This window comes from Myroides sp. C15-4 (genome assembly GCF_050522745.1).
Lineage (GTDB): Bacteria > Bacteroidota > Bacteroidia > Flavobacteriales > Flavobacteriaceae > Flavobacterium.
Window position 1 is genome coordinate 158,517 of sequence record NZ_JBMVQX010000002.1, and the last position, 19,031, is coordinate 177,547.

The following is a 19,031-nucleotide window of genomic DNA, read 5'->3' on the forward strand; positions in this document are numbered from 1 at the left end:
TCGATTTAGTACTAGAACTAAAAATACAAAAAATAATGGCTGAACATCAATAGCTTGCTGTTAAATGATTTTTTTTCTTTTAAATTAGAATAATCTTTACATCTTTGTGAGACAAACAAATTCAATTTTAAACTCACTTTAAAGTACTATGGAGTTATTAGATTTTATCTTTCACATTGATCAATATTTACATACGTTAATTGCCAATTATGGATCTTGGATTTACGTTATTTTATTCCTGATTATTTTTGTGGAAACAGGGCTCGTGATCATGCCTTTTTTACCAGGAGATTCCTTGCTTTTTGCAACGGGAATGCTGATTGCTCAATCCACAGAATTAGATATTACCTTGGCTATTGTACTTTTGCTTATTGCCGCTATTTCTGGTGATTCGTTGAATTATTATATCGGAAGAAAAGCTGGGATGAAGATGACGAAAATACGGTTGTTTGGCAAACAGGTCATCAAAGAAGAGCACTTAGATAAAACCCATGCTTTTTATGAGAAGTACGGAGAGCGCACAATCGTTATCGCTCGTTTTATCCCAATTGTTCGTACGCTCGCTCCTTTTGTGGCAGGTGTAGGAAGCATGCGTTACCGAATCTTCATGATGTACAATGTGATTGGAGGGATTATTTGGGTAGTGGGATTGACTTTGGCAGGATACTTTTTAGGAAACTTACCTATCGTTAAAAACAACTTTTCTAAGATTGCCCTATTGATCATTTTTATTTCCATTTTACCTATTATCTTCGAGTTTATTAAGGCAAAAATGAAGAAGCAAAAATAAGTTTAGTGAACGGTTTTTTTGGGTATCTTTAAGCTAAATCAGATAGGGAATGAAAATTGGAGGAGATGTCGTGCAAATAGAGACGAAGTTTCAGGTGTACTTCAGCCTCTTGGTTGGCGGAGTTTATGGACTTACTTTTTATTGGTTCCAACTTGTAAATAGTGAAGCTATATCTGTTGTAGCATTGATTTTTCAAGCTATTTGCTTTAGTGGATTTTGGTTTCTTTTTGCCTTTGGATTTAAACACAAAAGAAAACAAGTAATGGATCATATCGCTTCTGATTCATCTATTGCTTTTTATGGAGCAGCACATCAATTGATTAAAACTTCAGTAGTTTCGGGTGTATTATACGCAACTGAAAATCAGTTGGTCTTTCAACCCAATAATGAAGATTGGATTGAAAATTCATGGACATTAGATTGGGAGAATGTAGAGAATATTCAAACCTATTCTTCGCTGGGAGTAGTTGATCTAGGGGTACGTATTCAAACCAAGGGAGGTATGAAGTTTAAATTCCAGGTCAATCAACCTCGTATCTGGCTTCAAAAACTACAAACTAAAATCGAATTAAAACAGGTGCTTTAAGCGGTATATACCACACAAATTGAAGTGCTATAACATCATTTATATGAGTATACTAAAAAATATTTTTGCTAAGAAAGAAAAATCCATTAATACTATTGAAGACTTTTGGACTTGGTTTCAGGACAATGAACAGACGTTTTTTAAAGTAGTACAAGGACGCGATACAATCGAAGAAGACTTTTTTGATCACCTTGCACCTAAATTACAAGAGCTGAAAGAAGGCGTTTATTTCCTTGCAGGAATGATGAAAGACACAGTCGCTGAATTGATTTTTACACCCGATGGAATCGTTAAGAATGTTGCATTTATTGAAGACTTAGTTGCTGCTGCACCTCAACTGACGAATTGGAAATTTACGGCTTTAAAACCCGCAGTAGACATCAATCGATTTAATATTCGAATGAATAATTACGAGTTTTCTAAAGATAAAATTAATTTCTACGCTATCGAACATCCACAATATCCAGATGAGGTAGATTTAGTGATTGTGTATGACGATTTTACCCTAGCGGACAAAGCCGTAATTACAAACGGCGTATATATCTTTTTAGACAATTTCTTAGGTGAATTAAATGCCATTACTTCTATTGATGGTTTAAAAGTAGTAGGACCTGACGAAGCTGAGGGATCGTTAATTCCCATCTTAAAACTCAAGGACTATTTAGTGTGGCGAGAGAAAGAGTTTATCGAAAAGTATGAAGGAACTCGTTATAATACAGAAAATGACGCCTATGTAGGCTTAGAGGCAACTTTGGAAAATGGAATGCCGTTGATTGCGATGATTAATCGAACGATTTTAGATTGGGATGCCAAAGCATCACATCCGTGGATTGTACGCGTAGAAATTGCGTATAAAGCAAGTCAAAATGGCTTTCCAGATGAGACTACCTACCAATTGTTGAATCAGGTAGAAGATGAATTAATTGCCGTTTTACCTGATATGGAGGGATATTTGAATCTCGGTAGGGAGACGGTAGATGGCAACCGCGATATTTTCTTTGCTTGTAAAGATTTTAGATTACCTGCGCGAGTTTTAGAACAAATGAAAAAGAAGTATAAAAGTGATTTTACCTTAGGGTATGCTATTTATAAAGATAAATATTGGCAGTCATTTGAACGATATAAAGGATAAAAACAAGGCGTTAATCAATTTGATTAACGCCCTGTTTATTTTATGCGGATAACCAGTCTACGATGAGCAACGGACGAGGCGTAGTTTTTTTAGTTAGACGTTGTTTACGCAATCTCAAAAGGGTAATTTTCGGCTAGTAGCGGATGAATGCAGTTTAGTATTTCGTGAAAGGGAAGTGCTACGCGTTCTGGATCGTAATCTGCTTCCAACCAATCGTCTAATTGCTGTACGCAAAAAGCCAGTTGCAACCATTGTTCAAAGTCGAGGTGCATTGGGGTTAAAGCCATCGGTTGTTGATCGTGATCGCCAAAAAACACTTGTCCCATTTCATCAAATAACCAACGATCTCCTTGTCCATTTCGAGCAAAGATCCAATGCATAGAAAAATCACTTGCTTTATTTTCACTTAGGGCTTCAACAGTATCAAATAGTATAGTCTCGGAAGAAATACTCGTTGTCTCTTTGCGTTTGGCAAATAGGAGATAGGTTGATGGAAAAGGAAAAGAGACTGTAGTAGGAAAGCTAACTCCCGCAGTTTGATCCTGTAGCACGGTTTGGATCTCTGTTGACGTTAGTAGTTTAAAATAAATATGAGTAGCTATTTGATTAAGAGCTTTAGCTTCATCCCAACAACTGACACAAACTAATTTGTGTTGGCAGTCAATAAACCACTGTTCGCGATCTTCTTCTGTTTGCGTGTGATTCCACGCTTCTTCACAGGTGTTACACCAAGCATCAGGTCGACCTGTATCTCCTGTATCATATTCGAAAAAACCAATGGGTATACGATCGTCTAAACTGTGTCCCAAATGAGAACACAGCAATGCCATTGCTTGTTTACCATGTATTGAACAGGCTATGTGTTTTTCTTCCATAAATAGGGGTAAATAAAAGCGTATTCTGTCGTTGAATTGAAAATCACGATGAATTAACCTATTGAGAATTAGAGAAAGTCGAATCAGTTTGTCTTATTTTAGAAGTATATAAATACCCCATTGCATATCCTATGCTCGGAATAACAAAAGACAATAAGGCATTAATTAAAAGAAAACTGAAATCAGATATAGGTTGAGATTCGATTAATATGTACCAGTGTGCGTTAAATCCAAGTATGATAAAAAACAGGCTTAAGGAGATGTTATCTGACCCAAAGAAAGGAGCATTATCTGTTCCTCCATTGGCAATTGTAAAAGCCAAAATCAAGAGTATGTTGAGTATAAATGGCCATAAAACAGTTCGATAACTTCTAAAACTCAAGGCGTGAAAACAACTCGTAGAGAGAATAAAGACAACGGCTAGAGACAATAAAATGTACATGTATCTTGTATCGGCATCTTGGTATAGAAAAAGTAAGATGCCTATAAGAGCAGCAATAAAATAGGTTAAAAGAGTATAGTTGATTTTAGGTAGTTGTAATTTCATGTAAATCGTGTTAGGTAAGGGTGAAGATAGCAAAAATATAGCTATAATGTTGCGTTTTAATGAATTACTTTCAAACTTCATTTAGTTAAATTAGGTAAAAATAGTACAACTGTTCTCGTTTTGTAGGGAAAAAAGTTTTGGGCCTGTTTATTTTGTATCTAATTCTACATGAGATTGATAGCTTACTATGTCTTGTTGTGTAGCGTTTTGTTCGATTAGCTTAACTGTTAACTGATGAATGGTTGAAGGGATTTTAACGACTATTTCTTGTTTGTAATTGTAACCATATACCTGAGCGCTTTCTTTTCCCATGCCTCTTTTGGGTTCTACATAACAAGTAAGAGTTAATTGATCTCCAGTCACTTCTTGGGTCCATTTAATTTGCCTTAAACTCCTTGCTTGAAGGCCATATGAACTATACCATCCTTGAACCTCGAAAACGGCTTTGCAACTCCAAATAGATTGGCGTATTTCTTTTAAGGTTATGGCAGGATCAAATTGAGGATTCTCTTGATCCAATTGCCTAGTACGCGCCTGGCCGACGTACGAATATTTCGTTGGAGAAAGCGTAATGGAAGAGTAATGACATCCCATAAATACAAAGAAAAAAAGGAAGAGAACACAAGGTTTCATGGTCTTTTATTTTCGGTCTAAATCGGTAAGAAGCAAAGCGTTGTCTTGACGTAAGTAATCCACCAATTTCTCTGTCTCTGCTAATTTTGGATTTTCCCATAGTTGATCGAGTTCACGTTGTGTTATACCCACCATTTGTAAAAAGTCAACACGACCATGTGGCGTTTCAATCGAACCTAATTCGGGATCCAACACAAAAACAATACCCACTAATTCCGTATCGTATTCTAAACGAATCGGACTATTTGTTGGGATAAAGTGAAATTCTTCAAACCATTTGCCTGAGTCAAAAACGTATTTGGCTAGATTTTGCATTAAATTCATCGCCCAATGAATATTATTGTCTCCCTGTTTTTTAAAGCGAAAGGTCAATTCAAAACCATATCCACTGTATTCCGCCTCTATTTTGTCTTCATCGTAGTATAGGTTGGAAAAACCGTAGCTAACCAAATGAAAGTGATCTTCTTGTTTGGTGCTTTCATACACACTTAATCCATCTAGCGGATTGTCACCGCCTAATGAATAGGGAAGTGCATTGCCAAAATGTTGGGGTTCTTGCTTATCGTAAATTTCATCTAATGCCGCTGTAATGCAATCCCATCCTACCGCATCTTCTTCGTTATAGTTTTGTCTATATTGATCTAAAGTCATCCTTCTTTTTTAAGTGATAAAATTACTTCAAATAGATAAGAAAAGTATCCCTAATTATAGGGGAATTTGTGAGTTGTGAGTTGTGAGTTGCTCGTCGTGCGGTTTGCTCGGTGTTCGTGGCAATTGGTCAACCATCAACCGTTAACCATCAACCGTTAACCGTCAACCATCAATCGTCAATCGTCAACTGTCCAACGGATCAGGTAAAAAAAAATCGCTCGTACTTATTACGAGCGATTTGTAAACAAAAATGTAAGTAATGCTATTTTTTTTTTTCAGCGCAATTTTATTCATTCTTACAAGGTCAAAATTCTAAATTTTTCGCAAAATGAGAAATCCCTATTTTTGGTTATTTTTAAGGTAGACTTTATGTGTAGGGAAGTAAGAAAAGACAAAGATTGAAAAAGACAGTAAAAAGCACAAGGTAAAAAGGGGGCTAACTTTTGAAGCGACCTTGTAGCTGACGGATTGAAACGATCAATAAAAAGTACTATTATTTCTTTGGTCTAGGATTAAGTAACTGTTATTTAATTCTTACTTTTGCGAACTAAAGTATGAGAAAAAATAGAATATGAATCTGAATCTTTTTAGAAAAACGGTGTGTAATGGGCTAAACTATTTTTTGTTTTTTGTCTTGTTATTTGCAGTAGGGCGTTTGGTGTTTTTATTTAGTTATGGTGTCTCAGATATCTTTGAAAATGAAAAATGGAAAATAGTAGAAGCCTTTATTGTTGGGGCTCGTTTTGATGTATCTGCTATTTGTTATGGCTTTTTGCCCCTAGTTCTTTTTTGGTTAACCTCGTTGTTTATACCCAAAAAAAATGAATTGGGATTTAGTCGCTTTTACGCCAATTTTGCGCACTACTATTTGTTATTTGTAGCTCTTGTTTTTCTTACCTTAATTATCATTGATTACTTTTTTTATCAGTTTTTCCAATCCCATATTAACCTGTTGTTTTTTGGGATTTTCAATGATGATACAGCAGCTGTTTTGACCTCAGTATGGACAGATTATCCGTTGTTTACTATTGGATTGGTTTATATTCTAGTTATCGTTTCTTGGCTGTATTGGAGTAAAAGAGTGAAGCGCAAGGTGGTAAAACCTGCACAATCTCGTGCAAAAGCCTATGGATTAATTGTATTGTTGATCTTTCCGTTATTTTTCGTTGGAATGAGAGGTAGTGTTGGGGTTTTTACCTTGAGGAGAGAACATACCAATATTTCAAAAAATGAATTTGTAAATTCCTTATGCTACAATGCGTTATATTCCTTGAAGTTTGCTAATTCAGAACGCAAGGAAAATGCTATTCGCCCCGATATTGAACGCGAATTAACATCCAATGGATTTGCGAGCGTTGAAGAAGTACAATTGGGATATAAAGGCGATAGCGAAGGAAACCTATTTGATCAAGACCTGTTTACAAAAACAAAACACAGCGAATTTCTGCAACAAAATCCACCCAATGTAGTGTTTTTACAAATGGAAAGTATGAGTAATCACTACTTCGATTTAAATAGTGAAACACTAAACTTATTGGGGGATTTAAGTGAGGAATTACCGAATTTATACTACTTTAAAAATAGTTTATCTGCTTATAATGGCACCATTCAAACGCTAGAAGATTTCTTAATTGGCACACCTAAAACCATCATATCCCAATCGGTTTATTTTGATACGCCTTTTGCAAGTTCAATTGCTTTGCCTTTTAAAAATAGTGGATATGAAACCTACTTTTTAACTGGTGCAAGTATTTCGTGGAGAAATATAGATAATATGATTAAACATCAAAAGTTTGATGTGATTCAAGGAAAGAATTTCATCCAAGAGAAATTTCCTCATGCAGAGGAATTTGCTTGGGGTGTGCACGATGGATATCTCTTTGATTATATCCGAGAAACGCTAAAAGAAACAAAAAAGCCTAAGTTTATTTTTGGATTGACTATTAGCAACCATACCCCTTTTGAAATCCCCTCTTACTTTAAAAAGAAAACGATTACAATGAGTGAGGACATGAAGAAGAAAATCCGCGTAGATGAAAAAACAGCCTATGCTAATTTTTATTCCCATCAATATGCAGCTTCGGAATTGGCTCGTTTTATTAAAGAAATTCGGAATTCTCCTTTAGGAGAGCATACCATTATTGTAGCTTCTGGTGATCACAATATTCGTCAAGTATTAGAATATACACCTGAGGAAGGGTTTTTAAAGCGCAGTGTACCTATTTTGATGTATATTCCAGAAAAATACAAACCTGCCTTTTTTGATGGGACAGTGTTAGCTTCACATAAAGATATTTTTCCAACTATTTTTAATTTATCCCTTTCGGATGCCGCGTATTTTTATACGGGAGATGATCTGTTTGATCCTGCAGTAGAGCATCGATTTGCTCTAAATGATTACAGCTTTATTGCTGATGATAAAGGAGCTATTGCCATTGAAAATAATCAACCTTATTACTATACATGGACCAATCAAGAGAAGAGAAAGCTACAGGTTGGTGATAATACCTCGAGTCATGCGTTGTACTTGCAACATAAGATGCAGGCTTATACAGTAATGAAAACGGTTGAAATCTACAAAAGCATCAATCAACATCAACAAAAGAAAAAATAGTATTGACACTTTATTCGGCTTTTTTTAGGTTTATTTTGTTTTTTTGACGGAATACAGTAAACAAAAAATAAAAGCTATGAATAAGTATGTGTTAGTTGTGATGATGTTTTTATTAGTAGGAGCAAAGGCTCTAGCCAATACAACTGGAAGTGATGGAATGCTAGGAGGTGTAGGATTATTAGGCTCAGTTATTGCTATTGTAGCCTCATGGTCGCGTAATGCATCCGTCCTTTGGGCAATTCTTCACGGACTATTAGGATGGATTTACGTCATTTATTTTGTATTGTCACCCAAAAAAAAAGACTAAAGAAAAAAAGAGATTTGGAAAGACTCCAAATCTCTTTTTCGTTATGAAATATCTCAGCACAAGGCTGTGATTTTTTCTGTTTTTAATCGACTAGTGATTGTGTAAAAAAGCTTGTCTATTTAAAAGTGTTTCTTCACTTTCAACGTGATTGTCGTCTGGAATACAACAATCAACTGGACAAACAGCAGCACATTGTGGCTCTTCGTGGAAACCTTTGCATTCCGTACACTTTGAAGGAACAATATAGTAAAACTCGTCAGAAACAGGGTCTTGAGCTGCATCAGCATCAACTTCCGTTCCATCAGGTAAAACAACAGATCCTTTTAAGGCCGTACCGTCTTTATATCTCCAATCGTCGGCTCCTTCGTATATCGCATTATTTGGGCACTCAGGTTCACAAGCACCGCAATTTATGCATTCGTCAGTTATAATGATTGCCATAGCTTATATTTTGTTTTATATGTATTAACTTTGCTACAAATTTACACCCAAAACATTTCAGAAACAAATCAATATGGATTTAGAAGCTAAAAAAAAAGCATTCGTAGCGTTAGGAGATTTTTTAAGACAATTTGCGACAAATGAATTTGTAAAAAGTGAAAAAGTTGAACATAATGACACTTTTTTTGCCCCATTTGAAGCTTTAATTGAGACATCTGTACACTACAACGGATGGTTTGTAAAAGAACAAGTTCTAATTGCCATTCAATCTTGGGCAGCAGCATTAACAGCAGAAAATTTAAACCACTGGTGTTCGGCTTATGATTTTTCACGTGAACCCTTGAAAAAGGTCGGTTTAATTTTAGCTGGAAATATTCCTTTAGTTGGGTTTCACGATCTAATTTCCGTCCTCATTTCTGGAAATATTGCCCTTGTAAAATTGTCGTCTAATGATCAAAAATTACTTCCCCTTTTAGCAGAATATCTACAAAAAGTAGAACCTCAGTTTGCAGAACGCCTAGTGTTTATCAAAGGTAAGATGGAAGGGTTTGATGCTGTTATCGCTACAGGAAGTAACAATACAGCGCGTTATTTTGACTACTACTTTAACAGCGTACCCAATATTATTCGAAAAAATAGAAATTCTGTTGCTTTACTAACAGGAGAAGAAACACCAGAACAATTAACTGCCTTAGGAAAAGATATCTTTACTTACTATGGTTTGGGTTGTCGAAATGTATCTAAATTATTCGTTCCTCGCGGGTATAATTTTGACGCCTTTTTTCAGGGAATGTACGCGCAAAAAGACGTTATCTCTTATGAGAAATACGCCAATAATTACGACTACAACAAAGCCGTTTTCTTAATGAGTGAATTCAAATTGTTAGATAATGGCTTTTTGACGATCAAAGAAGACGCGTCTTATGCTTCGCCTATTTCTTCCGTATACTATGAATATTATGATGTCATAGAAGAAGTGATGGAGCGATTGAAAAACGATCAGGAAAAAATACAGTGTATTGTATCCAATGGTATAACAACAGACAGTATCGCATTTGGACAAACACAAACCCCACAACTTTGGGATTATGCGGATCAAGTGGATACGCTAGCCTTTTTATTGAAATTATAAGACAATGAAAAACATACATAACTTTTGCGCAGGTCCTTGTTTATTGCCACAATCGGTCTATGAACAAGCATCACAAGCCATTCTCGACTTTGAACAGACGGGAATGTCTATTTTGTCTATCTCACACCGTAGTAAAGAATTTATTGCCGTGTTGGAAGAGGCTCGATCGTTGAGTCTAGAATTGTTGGGCTTGCAGCACAAAGGCTATGTCGCATTGTTTTTACAAGGGGGAGCAAGTATGGAATTCTTGCGTATTCCCTATAATTTAATGCAGCAAAAGGCAGGATACATCAATACAGGAACCTGGTCTGCCAAAGCCATTGAACAAGCACAGTTAATGGGCGAAGTATCCATCGTTGCTAGTTCAGAAGATCGAGCGTATACCTATATTCCCAAAGAGATTCACGTGAAGGAACCCTTGGATTATATGCATTTTACCTCAAATAATACCATTTATGGTACACAGTTCAACTCTATCCCCAAAGCGAATGCTCCTTTGGTCTGTGATATGAGTTCGGATATTTACTCTCGTGAATTTGCCTATGATCAGATCGATTTGATCTATGCAGGAGCACAGAAAAATATCGGACCAGCGGGGGTTAGCCTTATTTTGATCAAGGAGGAAATACTCGGTAACACACAACGCGTAATTCCACATATGATGGATTATCAAGAGCATATTAACAAGGATAGTTTATATCATACGGCCAATGTATTTGCAGTATATACTTGTTTGCTAAATTTAAGATGGCTCAAACAACAGGGAGGAGTAGCTGCTATTGAACGCGTCAATAATCAAAAAGCTGCCCTACTTTATCAAACCATTGATCAATTGGATTTTGTACAAGGAGTTGCCGCAGTAGAAGATCGATCCAAGATGAATGTAACCTTTCGCTTTACAGAAGAAAGAATGAATGGCGTATTCGATCAGCTTTGTACAGAAGCTCATATTGCCAATGTACAAGGACACCGATCAGTAGGGGGATATCGAGCCTCGTTGTACAATGCCGTAACACTAGATAGTGTTGCTGTTCTTGTAAACGTATTAGAACAAATGAAGACCGTAATCTAACGAATAAAAAAGAAGAATTACATGAGAGTATTAGCCAATGATGGTATACCAGAAGATATAAAACAAAAATTAGAAACACTTGGTTTTGAAATAAAAGAAGTACGCGTAGCCCATGAACAATTGGTAGCTTATACCCAAAAAAATGACGTTGCTGTTTTATTAGTTCAACAAGGTACCTTGTTGAATAAACGCATGATTGACGAGCTGAAACACTTAAAAGCTATTGTTTTTGCGGGAGTGCAGGTCAATTTAGAACTTATGGATCACATCAAGAGCAACGGAATTAGTGTGATTTGGGCAGAAGATGCCTTGGCCAATGCCACCGCAGAGCTTGTGTTAGCTCACCTATTTAGCGGTGCGAGATTATTACAAGAAGCCAATAGAAACATGCCTTTAGAGGGAGATACCCAGTTTAAATCCTTGCAGCAATCGTATAGCTCAGGGGTTGAGTTATCGGGCAAAACATTGGGAATTATCGGCATGAATCAAGCAGGACAATTGGTTGCCCAGAAAGCATTGGGATTGGGGATGCACGTGGTATATAGTGATGCTTCAATGCCACACCTTAAAACAACCTTTGAACTGGCAAATGGACTTGTCTTTGCTGTAGATATGGAATCAATTGCACTGGCTGAATTAGCAGAGCAAGCTCATTTTATTACTATTCACACTAAGTATTTTCAACGCTATATCGTGAATAAGGATATTTTTGAACAAGCAGAAAACTTGATAGGTATTGTCAACTGTGCTTATCCTGAAGCAATTAACGAAGTGGATTTGGTGGATGAGGTAAACAAAGAAACTATTCTTTTTGCAGGATTAGATCGCTTTGAAGAAGAACCTAATCCCGTGATCCAAGTACTCATGCAACCAGCATTTTCGCTTTCGCCTAATATTGCGACAGCAACCCATGAAAGCCAACACCAAGTTTGGGATGAAATACAACGTAAAATGCACGAATTATTAAATTAATTGCGTAGCTTTAGTTGAAAAATAAAAACTATGGTAGAGCAATTAACAAAATTAATTGAGCAGGTAACTGCAAAAGAAGTAAGCGGAGCTGCTATTTCTAATGAATTAACAGGAGCGGTTACAAAAGAAACAGGAGATAGTATTATCAACGGTTTTAAAAATAGTATCAGCCAAGGAGATCTTGGTGGACTAACCAGTTTATTGAGCGGAAATGCAGGTAATTTAGCGTCTAATCCTATGGTTTCTGGAATGATCGGAAACCTAATATCAGGATTGACAACGAAGCTCGGATTGCCAGAAGGGATTGCGAATAACTTTGCCTCTTCTGTGATTCCTAGTGTGATTCAGATGATCATCTCTAAAGTACAAGGTGGAGAAAGTGGTTTCCAATTGACGGATTTAATCAGTGGATTAGGGGATGGAAAAGGAGGAAACGATCTATTGGGCTCTTTAACAGGTGGAAAAGAAGGCCTTGGTGGAGCCATTGATGCACTAAAAGGCTTGTTCTAATCAATAGACCGAGACACATAATAAAAAAACCAAAAAGAATGTTCTTTTTGGTTTTTTTATTATATATATTTTCAATATTAATCATTGATTTGTTTAGTTAGTGTTTGTTTTAATGTTAAATATTTGTTGTTGTGTTTTCGTTTTTTATATTTTAAAAGTAAAAAATGAAAATATTGATTATGGAGCGCAATCCAATGATAATGGAAGGGTATAGGGCTCTACTTGGGCCTAAAAAGCACACGTTTTTAACAACAACAACTTGTGAAGACTTTGCTACTCTTTTTGCCACTTTACATGACTTAGATCTTGCTATTATTACCCATGAAGTCCTTGGGTTTGCTGATAAAAAACTAGAAACGGGCTTAGATTGTGCGGTACTCATTAAAAAGAATATCCCGTATTGCAAGGTTATTCTGCTGACAGAAAATGAGAAAGCACTCGTTTTGTATGAGCTGTATAAAACAGCAAAAGCCGATGCTTTACTTGTCAAATCAGAATTCACGAAGAAGGTGTTTTTTGATCTTGTAGCAACGCATACTGATGCATTGCCTTACCTAAGTCCTTTAGTAAAAAAAGCAATTCAAAATACAATAAAAAACACCACTTTACTCGATTCAAAAAATAGGCGAATTATTACTTTACTATCCAAGGGCTATCGAATGAATCAATTGGATCAAGAACTTTTATTGAGCACAAGCGCTATTCAGAAAAGAGTATCTAAACTCTCAGTTGCCTTTAAAGTGAAAAATTATCAGGAACTATTAGCGGTATTGCGAGCACGTGAACTGATTTGAGGAATGTTATTTTTTGAAATAGCTTTAAATTGGCAGTCATTTATTCTATATACGAGATGAATTTACATAGATTTACTATTGTCCTAACTCTAACTGATTTTTTACTAGATTATAATATTCCCCTTTTTTAGCTACTAATTCATGATGATTTCCTTGTTCTAAAACTCGTCCATTGTCGAAAACATATATATGATCAACGTTTTTTATTGTACTTAATCTATGTGCGATTACTATCATTGTTTTATTTTGTGAATGATTATATATATTATTCATTATTAAAGCTTCATTAAATGTATCTAACGCACTTGTAGCTTCATCAAATATAAGTATTTCAGGATTTTGATATAAAGCTCTTGCTATTAAAATTCTTTGTATTTGCCCTCCACTCATTCCTTTACCATTCTGTCCTAAAACAGTATTGTATCCTTTAGGTAGATTATTAATGTGATCTTTTATATTAGCCATTTGAGATACTTGTTCTAACCTGTTATAATCAATAGTTGATTTATCCAAAATTATATTGTCTAATATGCTTCCAGTAAATATATACCCATCTTGCATCACAACGCCACATAATTTTCTCCAGTCCTTAGATTTGATTTCTGATAAATCAATAGTATCAATAAGGATATTACCCATAGAAGGTGCGTAAAATTTGAGAAGTAGTTTCATCATAGTTGTTTTTCCACTACCACTTTTACCAACAAAGGCAATTTTCTGTCCTTTCTTAATATTGATAGAGATATCATTCAGAATATTATTACCTGAATTTCCACTATATTTAAAACTAACTTCCTGTATAATTATTTCTTCAAAATCATCTATACTTTTCGATGCTTTGCAGTCTTCTTCTGGCATTTCATTTACTTCATTTATTCGTAAAAAGCTAAACTTTGTTTCGTTCCATTTTTTCATAAAATCTAAAAATGCACCAAGTGGAGCATTTAATGCTCCAATGATATAGCTTATACTTAACATTTCGCCTAAGCTTAGTGATTTATTTATTACCAAGTATGCACAAATAAAAGTAATGAGAGCATTTTTTATTTGCGATATTAAAGTATTACCTATAGTTATTTTATTTTCAATAACAAGTGACTCTTCTTTCGTTAAATAAATTTTATTCTGCTTATTCTCCCACTCTTTAATTCTATAGTTCTCTGCATTATTTAATTTCAGATCTACCATCCCTTGAACTATTTCGAATGAAGACCCCATACTGCTTTTATATGATGAGAATCTTTTATATTCTATTAAATTTCTTCTGGAAGTAAAAGAAACTGTCCATATATAAGAAATTGTAAGACTGACAGAAAATATAATAAAGATGATTGTACTATATTGAAATAATAATATAGAAAAAGCAAAAACACTAATAAATGAATGAATTGTTGAAGATATATTATTAGTAACAAAGGATTCTATCCTGGTATGATCCCCAACTCTTTGAATAATGTCAGATACATTTTTTAATTCAAAAAACTTAAATGGAATCCTAGATAGCTTATATAAGAACATACTAAGAACTTCAATATTCAGCTTTGAAGTAATTCTAATAAAAAGTTTTTCATTAATGAAACTAAAAATATTTCCTGCAAGAATAATAAGAATTTGAGCAACAACAATAGTAGCTAATAAAGAATAATTACTATAAGGAATAACTTCATCAACTATTTTCTTGGTAAGAATTGGAAATGCAAGATTTGACAAGGCTAATAATGCAGATATTAAAAGTATAATAAAAAAAGCTTTTAAATTTCCTTTTATATAATAGTTAAAAAACTTTTTAGTCAATTTTGATTCGCTATCTTTTGTGTTATATTTTTGTGCGTTCTTATTGGGGCGAGCAAACACAACGATTCCCTTTTTTTCACTTCCTCTTAACCATCTTTCAAGAAATAAATTTCGATTTAGTTTATATTTACCAAATTCGGGATCTGAAATATAGAACTCATTTCTATTTATTTTATATAAGACTACATAATGATTGTTATCAAAAAGTAACACAGAAGGCAAAGTTCCAAAATCTATAAGCGTGTCTATATCTATTTTAGTAGTGGTTACATCAAAATTAAAATGTTTCAAAGCAGTTGAAAGATCTAAGATATTTGCACCCTGTAAGTCTGTAAAACAAATCTCTTTTATGTGCGTAGATGAAACTCCGATATTATAATAATCCAATATTATTTTAACACAAGTTGAACCACAATCTGTTTGATCAAATTGAAGATGCGTGGGGAACTTTTTCTTGAAAAAGTCAATCTTTTTTAAAATAGTATTTCCCATTAATCTCATTTATTTCATATGCAGGAAAAATAGCATACCTTAGTTCCGAATCTTTTATGTCCTCTATTTTATCAGGATTTATATTCCAGTATTTAGTAAAATCCCTATTTTTAATTACTTTGGAAATAGGATTTTTATTAGGACAATACTTCCCAAAATCGGCTTTACATATTAAATTGTTTTTCAAATACCCATTTTGATTAATTGATATCTTCTTATTGTAAAATATGTTATATTTTTGTGCTTCAAAGTATTGTTTTATGTTTATACACAATTCGTTTTCATTAAAGGTCGTTAGTGCAATATCACAATAACTTTTAGTAGTAAAAATAATTCCATCTTCAATCTTATCAGCAGGCATTGAAAACAAAACTATATAGTGTACTTTTTTATATTGATTTAAAATTACTTTAAGCTCGTTTATTTCATTATCATTAAAATTACTTACATGCAGCTCAATAGATCTAATTGTAGTTTTTTCAAAAAAATCTAAAATTTGGGAAAGTTGTTTCACAGTTACACATGAATGAAGAATCCTTAATTCTATATGTTTGCAAAGCAAGTTATCCAACTCTTGTATAAAACCTTGTAAATCATATGATGAGTTTTCATCGACAGAAATACATGATAATAATATAAAAGAAGGTGAATCATAAAAATTAACCATTTCAGAAAACCGTTGTGGTTCATCTGTAATAAAACCGATTCTCCTTGAGGTTAAGAAAGAGATATAACTTTTCAAAATTTCCTCTGAGTCAACTAGTTTTTTACAATCTTCTATCGGATATTTTTTGAATAATTCTACCACGTCAATAAGTGATAAAGGGACAATTTCAATCTTGCGTTCATCTAATATGTAAAAAGCACCTCGTTTTTTACCTCTTACAGGTATACAAGAGGAATATAATGTCAAATAGTTATTTTTCATAATATAGTACTATTTTTTATCTATAACGAGATTAGAGATTGGCTTAAAATCAAGATAATTGTTCATCATTAATGACCGATGTTTTTTTGATTGACTAAATTTTACGTTTTTATACAACTCTCCAATACTATCCGTTTTGCGCTTTACCATATAGCGATATGCCAAAGGAAGTTGTTCCAAAAACTTTTTGTCAAAAGGAGTTTCAATTATTTTCATTTGCTGTCATTTTTTATTAGCCACTCTGCTATTTTCTTTTCAATATAGTAGTTACAATGTACTGATGGGGCAAAATATTGACCAACCGGATTAACTTCAATAAAATAGTATTGATTATCAACTGTTCTTATTAAATCAATGGAGCCAGTATTTAATCCTACTAAATCCATGAATCGAACTATTTTTCGATTTATTTCACTAGGTAAGATATAGTTTACCCATTTTGTTGTTGTTGAGTTAAAATTTAGTTTTATATCAACATCATCTATTGAGGAGTTTATCAAGATAGCTGAAGCGTATATTTCACCTGCTAAATAAAAACATCTAATTTCATAACTTCGATTAATTTTAGATTGAAATAAACTGGGAAAGAAATAATCATTCAGTTTTTCAACTTTTTCATCATCTATCTCTGTAGTATATGGACTATAAGTATAATTTCCAAAAGTATAATAACTGATTTGTCTTATGGGTTTATAGATAATTTTTCCATTTTCTGCTTTAAAATTAATAAGTTCTTCTTTTGAATTGGTCACTATAGAAGAAGGAACAAGCAATCCTGCTTCTTTAGCTTCGTTTAGCATTTCTAATTTATTAACTTTAATCTTAGAATAATGAGGAAACCAAATTTTATCCTTTAATATATAGAATAAATAATCAAAAAAATCTTTCAATTCTCCATTGCTTTCTCTATCTATCTTCTTATTTATCTCTCCTAAATTAAAATCTGATTTAAAATGAATGTTTTTTTCAAATCTTCTATAGAAAATGACATTAATATTATGTGTAATTTCCTCTCTTTCGAAATAAATCTTCTTGTTATTTATATCAAGCCTATACCCATTAGAATTATTTACCAAATCTTCTATAAATATTTTAATAAATGAAGCCCCTTTATATAATAGCCAATCCACTACAGGATCTGTACTTTGTTCATATTCTCTATAAGTCAGTATCAAAATCATAGCTCTACTGTTCAATAAAATAAAGGAGGTTAATATGTGAACCCCCTTTACCTTAGTAATTACACACCTTAATTAATCGTTATAATCAGAACTGTCTGAATATTCAGAAAGGTCTGAGTGTGTAGAAATATCACTATGATCTGAGTAGTCATCGTGCGTACTCTCAACAACTACTCCTTGTCCATAAAGAGTCAATGCCTCTTCATTACTAATTTCTTCGAATTTTTTCAATTCAGTCAATTTCAATTTTTCCATCATGTAAAAAATTAAAGATTAAAAATATATTTATTTGCCACTATAGCCTTGTTAATTCCCCTTAGATTATTTTCTATTCACATTCTTTTGTATTCCATCAATCTTTATTTTGTCTCCAGAACTAAAGGAATATCTAATACTCAACCCAACCTGGCGACTATCATTATACTTCTCACTTCTACTTTCAAAGGATTGAAGTATGTTTCGGTTATTATCAATATCTCCTTTGAATATATCTTTTACAAAAACTTGAATATTCAATTTATTATCTAATAGTGATTTATTGTATGTTATGTCAAATGAATGTCTGTCTTTTGTCACACTGTACAATTGCCTACTTTCTAAAAAGTATCTAAATTTACCATCAATACGGTCAGTTTTACTGATATTGTATGATGTAGTAAGTCCAAAATAGCTAAAATCGTTTTTCTTTTTTTCAGATTGTTTATTTAGACGAAAACTCCCTAATGAATAATTAAATATTGGCATTATCATTATGTTCTTTTTTCTATAACTATAGGAAAGTGATAGGTCCGCCTGATATCTTTCATATATATTTATATATTGATCTATAATTAACCTTGAATTAGAATCCGAAATTTTTTGAAAAACATTTATACTATTTTTATAGCTATAATAAGAAAGACTGAATCTCCATGTTTTGTAAGAAAAAACAGACGATATTAAATTTCTTATTGTTGGGTTTAATTCTGGATCTCCTGCTCTAGCTAAATATTGATTCTGATATATTAGGTTTGGACTTAGCATATATCCTGTTGGTCTTATGATCGATTTGTTATATGATAATTGTACATTAAAAGCGGAGAAACTTTTCATAAGTGAAAGTGATGGAAACAGATCATAATATTTACTAAATGTATTTGAAGTAGCTTCTCCTCGTAACCCAATCTGATATGAAAAATATTTTGTTTTCCCTAAAACAGAAACATAATGAGCAAATACATTTTCAGAATATTGAAAATCATTGAATTGTTTATTTAAAATATTTCTTTCTTCATCATTTTCCATATTATAATAAAGAACCCCCAACGACAAATTGGTATCTCCAAGGATTTTTTTATCATAATCTATGCTACTATTTGGTAGATACACTTTTCTATTAACCTTTTGATTAAAGAGCGTTTGAATATCACTATTAATTTCATTTGTTAAAAACTGATCATTTATAGTATTATATATATTGTAGTTCAGTTCCAACCTGATATTTTGCCCTAAAGTATCTAGATGTGTAGGCTTCCCCATTTTAGGACACCTCTAAATTCGATAAATAATTCTTATTATGTTCAGATTTGATGAAGAATTTA

At 33.3% G+C, this 19,031-nt stretch carries 21 protein-coding genes; 10 read left to right on the forward strand and 11 right to left on the reverse strand.

Translation table 11 applies throughout. The annotated features are described in order from the left end of the window. Window positions 1–148: 148 nt before the first annotated feature. From ACPDHL_RS01765 to ACPDHL_RS01775, 3 genes are read left to right on the forward strand one after another with little or no spacing between them, the layout of a single operon-like run. Window positions 149–790: a DedA family protein gene (locus tag ACPDHL_RS01765; RefSeq protein ID WP_430531081.1), complete on the forward strand. Its 642-nt coding sequence runs from the start codon at window positions 149–151 to the stop codon at window positions 788–790. Between the two features lie 49 nt (window positions 791–839). Next, window positions 840–1,376: a GRAM domain-containing protein gene (locus ACPDHL_RS01770; protein WP_430531082.1), complete on the forward strand. Its 537-nt coding sequence runs from the start codon at window positions 840–842 to the stop codon at window positions 1,374–1,376. A 43-nt stretch (window positions 1,377–1,419) separates the two neighbouring features. Continuing rightward, window positions 1,420–2,508, forward strand: coding sequence for a DUF695 domain-containing protein (locus tag ACPDHL_RS01775; protein ID WP_430531083.1), 1,089 nt, complete (start codon window positions 1,420–1,422; stop codon window positions 2,506–2,508). 104 nt (window positions 2,509–2,612) lie between these two features. On the opposite strand, the gene ACPDHL_RS01780 is transcribed toward ACPDHL_RS01775, so the two are convergent. The 4 genes from ACPDHL_RS01780 to ACPDHL_RS01795 form a co-directional block, all read right to left on the reverse strand. After that, window positions 2,613–3,383, reverse strand: a complete 771-nt coding sequence (locus ACPDHL_RS01780) for a hypothetical protein (protein ID WP_430531084.1) — start codon at window positions 3,381–3,383, stop codon at window positions 2,613–2,615. Window positions 3,384–3,441: 58 nt separating this feature from the next. Next, the gene (locus ACPDHL_RS01785) at window positions 3,442–3,930 is read right to left on the reverse strand and encodes a hypothetical protein (protein WP_430531085.1); all 489 of its coding nucleotides are present in this window, start codon (window positions 3,928–3,930) and stop codon (window positions 3,442–3,444) included. 147 nt (window positions 3,931–4,077) lie between these two features. After that, window positions 4,078–4,563 carry a hypothetical protein gene (locus ACPDHL_RS01790; RefSeq protein WP_430531086.1) on the reverse strand — a complete coding sequence of 162 codons (486 nt, stop codon included), beginning with the start codon at window positions 4,561–4,563 and terminating at the stop codon, window positions 4,078–4,080. A 6-nt stretch (window positions 4,564–4,569) separates the two neighbouring features. Then, window positions 4,570–5,214 carry a suppressor of fused domain protein gene (locus ACPDHL_RS01795; RefSeq protein ID WP_430531087.1) on the reverse strand — a complete coding sequence of 215 codons (645 nt, stop codon included), beginning with the start codon at window positions 5,212–5,214 and terminating at the stop codon, window positions 4,570–4,572. 571 nt (window positions 5,215–5,785) lie between these two features. Here ACPDHL_RS01795 and ACPDHL_RS01800 point away from each other — a divergent pair. Beyond that, a complete protein-coding gene (locus tag ACPDHL_RS01800) occupies window positions 5,786–7,828 on the forward strand; it encodes an LTA synthase family protein (protein ID WP_430531088.1) in 2,043 nt (680 codons plus the stop codon). Window positions 7,829–7,904: 76 nt separating this feature from the next. Beyond that, window positions 7,905–8,135 (forward strand): hypothetical protein, encoded by a 231-nt coding sequence (locus ACPDHL_RS01805; RefSeq protein ID WP_430531089.1) that lies wholly within the window; start codon window positions 7,905–7,907, stop codon window positions 8,133–8,135. Window positions 8,136–8,225: 90 nt separating this feature from the next. Here the strand turns inward: ACPDHL_RS01805 and ACPDHL_RS01810 are convergent, their stop codons facing one another. Then, window positions 8,226–8,576: a 4Fe-4S dicluster domain-containing protein gene (locus ACPDHL_RS01810; RefSeq protein WP_430531090.1), complete on the reverse strand. Its 351-nt coding sequence runs from the start codon at window positions 8,574–8,576 to the stop codon at window positions 8,226–8,228. A 73-nt stretch (window positions 8,577–8,649) separates the two neighbouring features. On the opposite strand from ACPDHL_RS01810, the gene ACPDHL_RS01815 reads away from it, so the two are divergent. From ACPDHL_RS01815 to ACPDHL_RS01835, 5 genes are all read left to right on the forward strand, one after another. Continuing rightward, entirely contained in the window at window positions 8,650–9,708 is a 1,059-nt protein-coding gene (locus tag ACPDHL_RS01815) for an acyl-CoA reductase (RefSeq protein WP_430531091.1), read from the forward strand. A 4-nt stretch (window positions 9,709–9,712) separates the two neighbouring features. Beyond that, complete coding sequence (serC, locus tag ACPDHL_RS01820) at window positions 9,713–10,780, forward strand: 3-phosphoserine/phosphohydroxythreonine transaminase (protein WP_430531092.1); 1,068 nt, start codon at window positions 9,713–9,715, stop codon at window positions 10,778–10,780. Between the two features lie 21 nt (window positions 10,781–10,801). Next, complete coding sequence (locus ACPDHL_RS01825) at window positions 10,802–11,752, forward strand: NAD(P)-dependent oxidoreductase (protein WP_430531093.1); 951 nt, start codon at window positions 10,802–10,804, stop codon at window positions 11,750–11,752. A gap of 30 nt (window positions 11,753–11,782) precedes the next feature. After that, window positions 11,783–12,262 (forward strand): hypothetical protein, encoded by a 480-nt coding sequence (locus ACPDHL_RS01830; protein WP_430531094.1) that lies wholly within the window; start codon window positions 11,783–11,785, stop codon window positions 12,260–12,262. A 164-nt stretch (window positions 12,263–12,426) separates the two neighbouring features. Beyond that, complete coding sequence (locus ACPDHL_RS01835; RefSeq protein WP_430531095.1) at window positions 12,427–13,056, forward strand: AsnC family protein; 630 nt, start codon at window positions 12,427–12,429, stop codon at window positions 13,054–13,056. 75 nt (window positions 13,057–13,131) lie between these two features. On the opposite strand, the gene ACPDHL_RS01840 is transcribed toward ACPDHL_RS01835, so the two are convergent. The 6 genes from ACPDHL_RS01840 to ACPDHL_RS01865 all read right to left on the reverse strand — a co-directional run bounded on the left by ACPDHL_RS01840 (window position 13,132) and on the right by ACPDHL_RS01865 (window position 18,969). Further along, window positions 13,132–15,342 (reverse strand): peptidase domain-containing ABC transporter, encoded by a 2,211-nt coding sequence (locus ACPDHL_RS01840; protein ID WP_430531096.1) that lies wholly within the window; start codon window positions 15,340–15,342, stop codon window positions 13,132–13,134. Then, window positions 15,314–16,270, reverse strand: a complete 957-nt coding sequence (locus tag ACPDHL_RS01845; protein ID WP_430531097.1) for a hypothetical protein — start codon at window positions 16,268–16,270, stop codon at window positions 15,314–15,316. The genes ACPDHL_RS01840 and ACPDHL_RS01845 overlap by 29 nt, the downstream gene beginning before the upstream one ends. Before the next feature lie 9 nt (window positions 16,271–16,279). After that, window positions 16,280–16,486 (reverse strand): hypothetical protein, encoded by a 207-nt coding sequence (locus tag ACPDHL_RS01850; protein WP_430531098.1) that lies wholly within the window; start codon window positions 16,484–16,486, stop codon window positions 16,280–16,282. Then, a complete protein-coding gene (locus tag ACPDHL_RS01855; protein ID WP_430531099.1) occupies window positions 16,483–17,451 on the reverse strand; it encodes a hypothetical protein in 969 nt (322 codons plus the stop codon). The genes ACPDHL_RS01850 and ACPDHL_RS01855 overlap by 4 nt, the downstream gene beginning before the upstream one ends. Before the next feature lie 72 nt (window positions 17,452–17,523). Then, window positions 17,524–17,706 carry a hypothetical protein gene (locus tag ACPDHL_RS01860; protein WP_430531100.1) on the reverse strand — a complete coding sequence of 61 codons (183 nt, stop codon included), beginning with the start codon at window positions 17,704–17,706 and terminating at the stop codon, window positions 17,524–17,526. 66 nt (window positions 17,707–17,772) lie between these two features. After that, window positions 17,773–18,969 carry an outer membrane beta-barrel family protein gene (locus ACPDHL_RS01865; RefSeq protein ID WP_430531101.1) on the reverse strand — a complete coding sequence of 399 codons (1,197 nt, stop codon included), beginning with the start codon at window positions 18,967–18,969 and terminating at the stop codon, window positions 17,773–17,775. Window positions 18,970–19,031 lie beyond the last annotated feature (62 nt).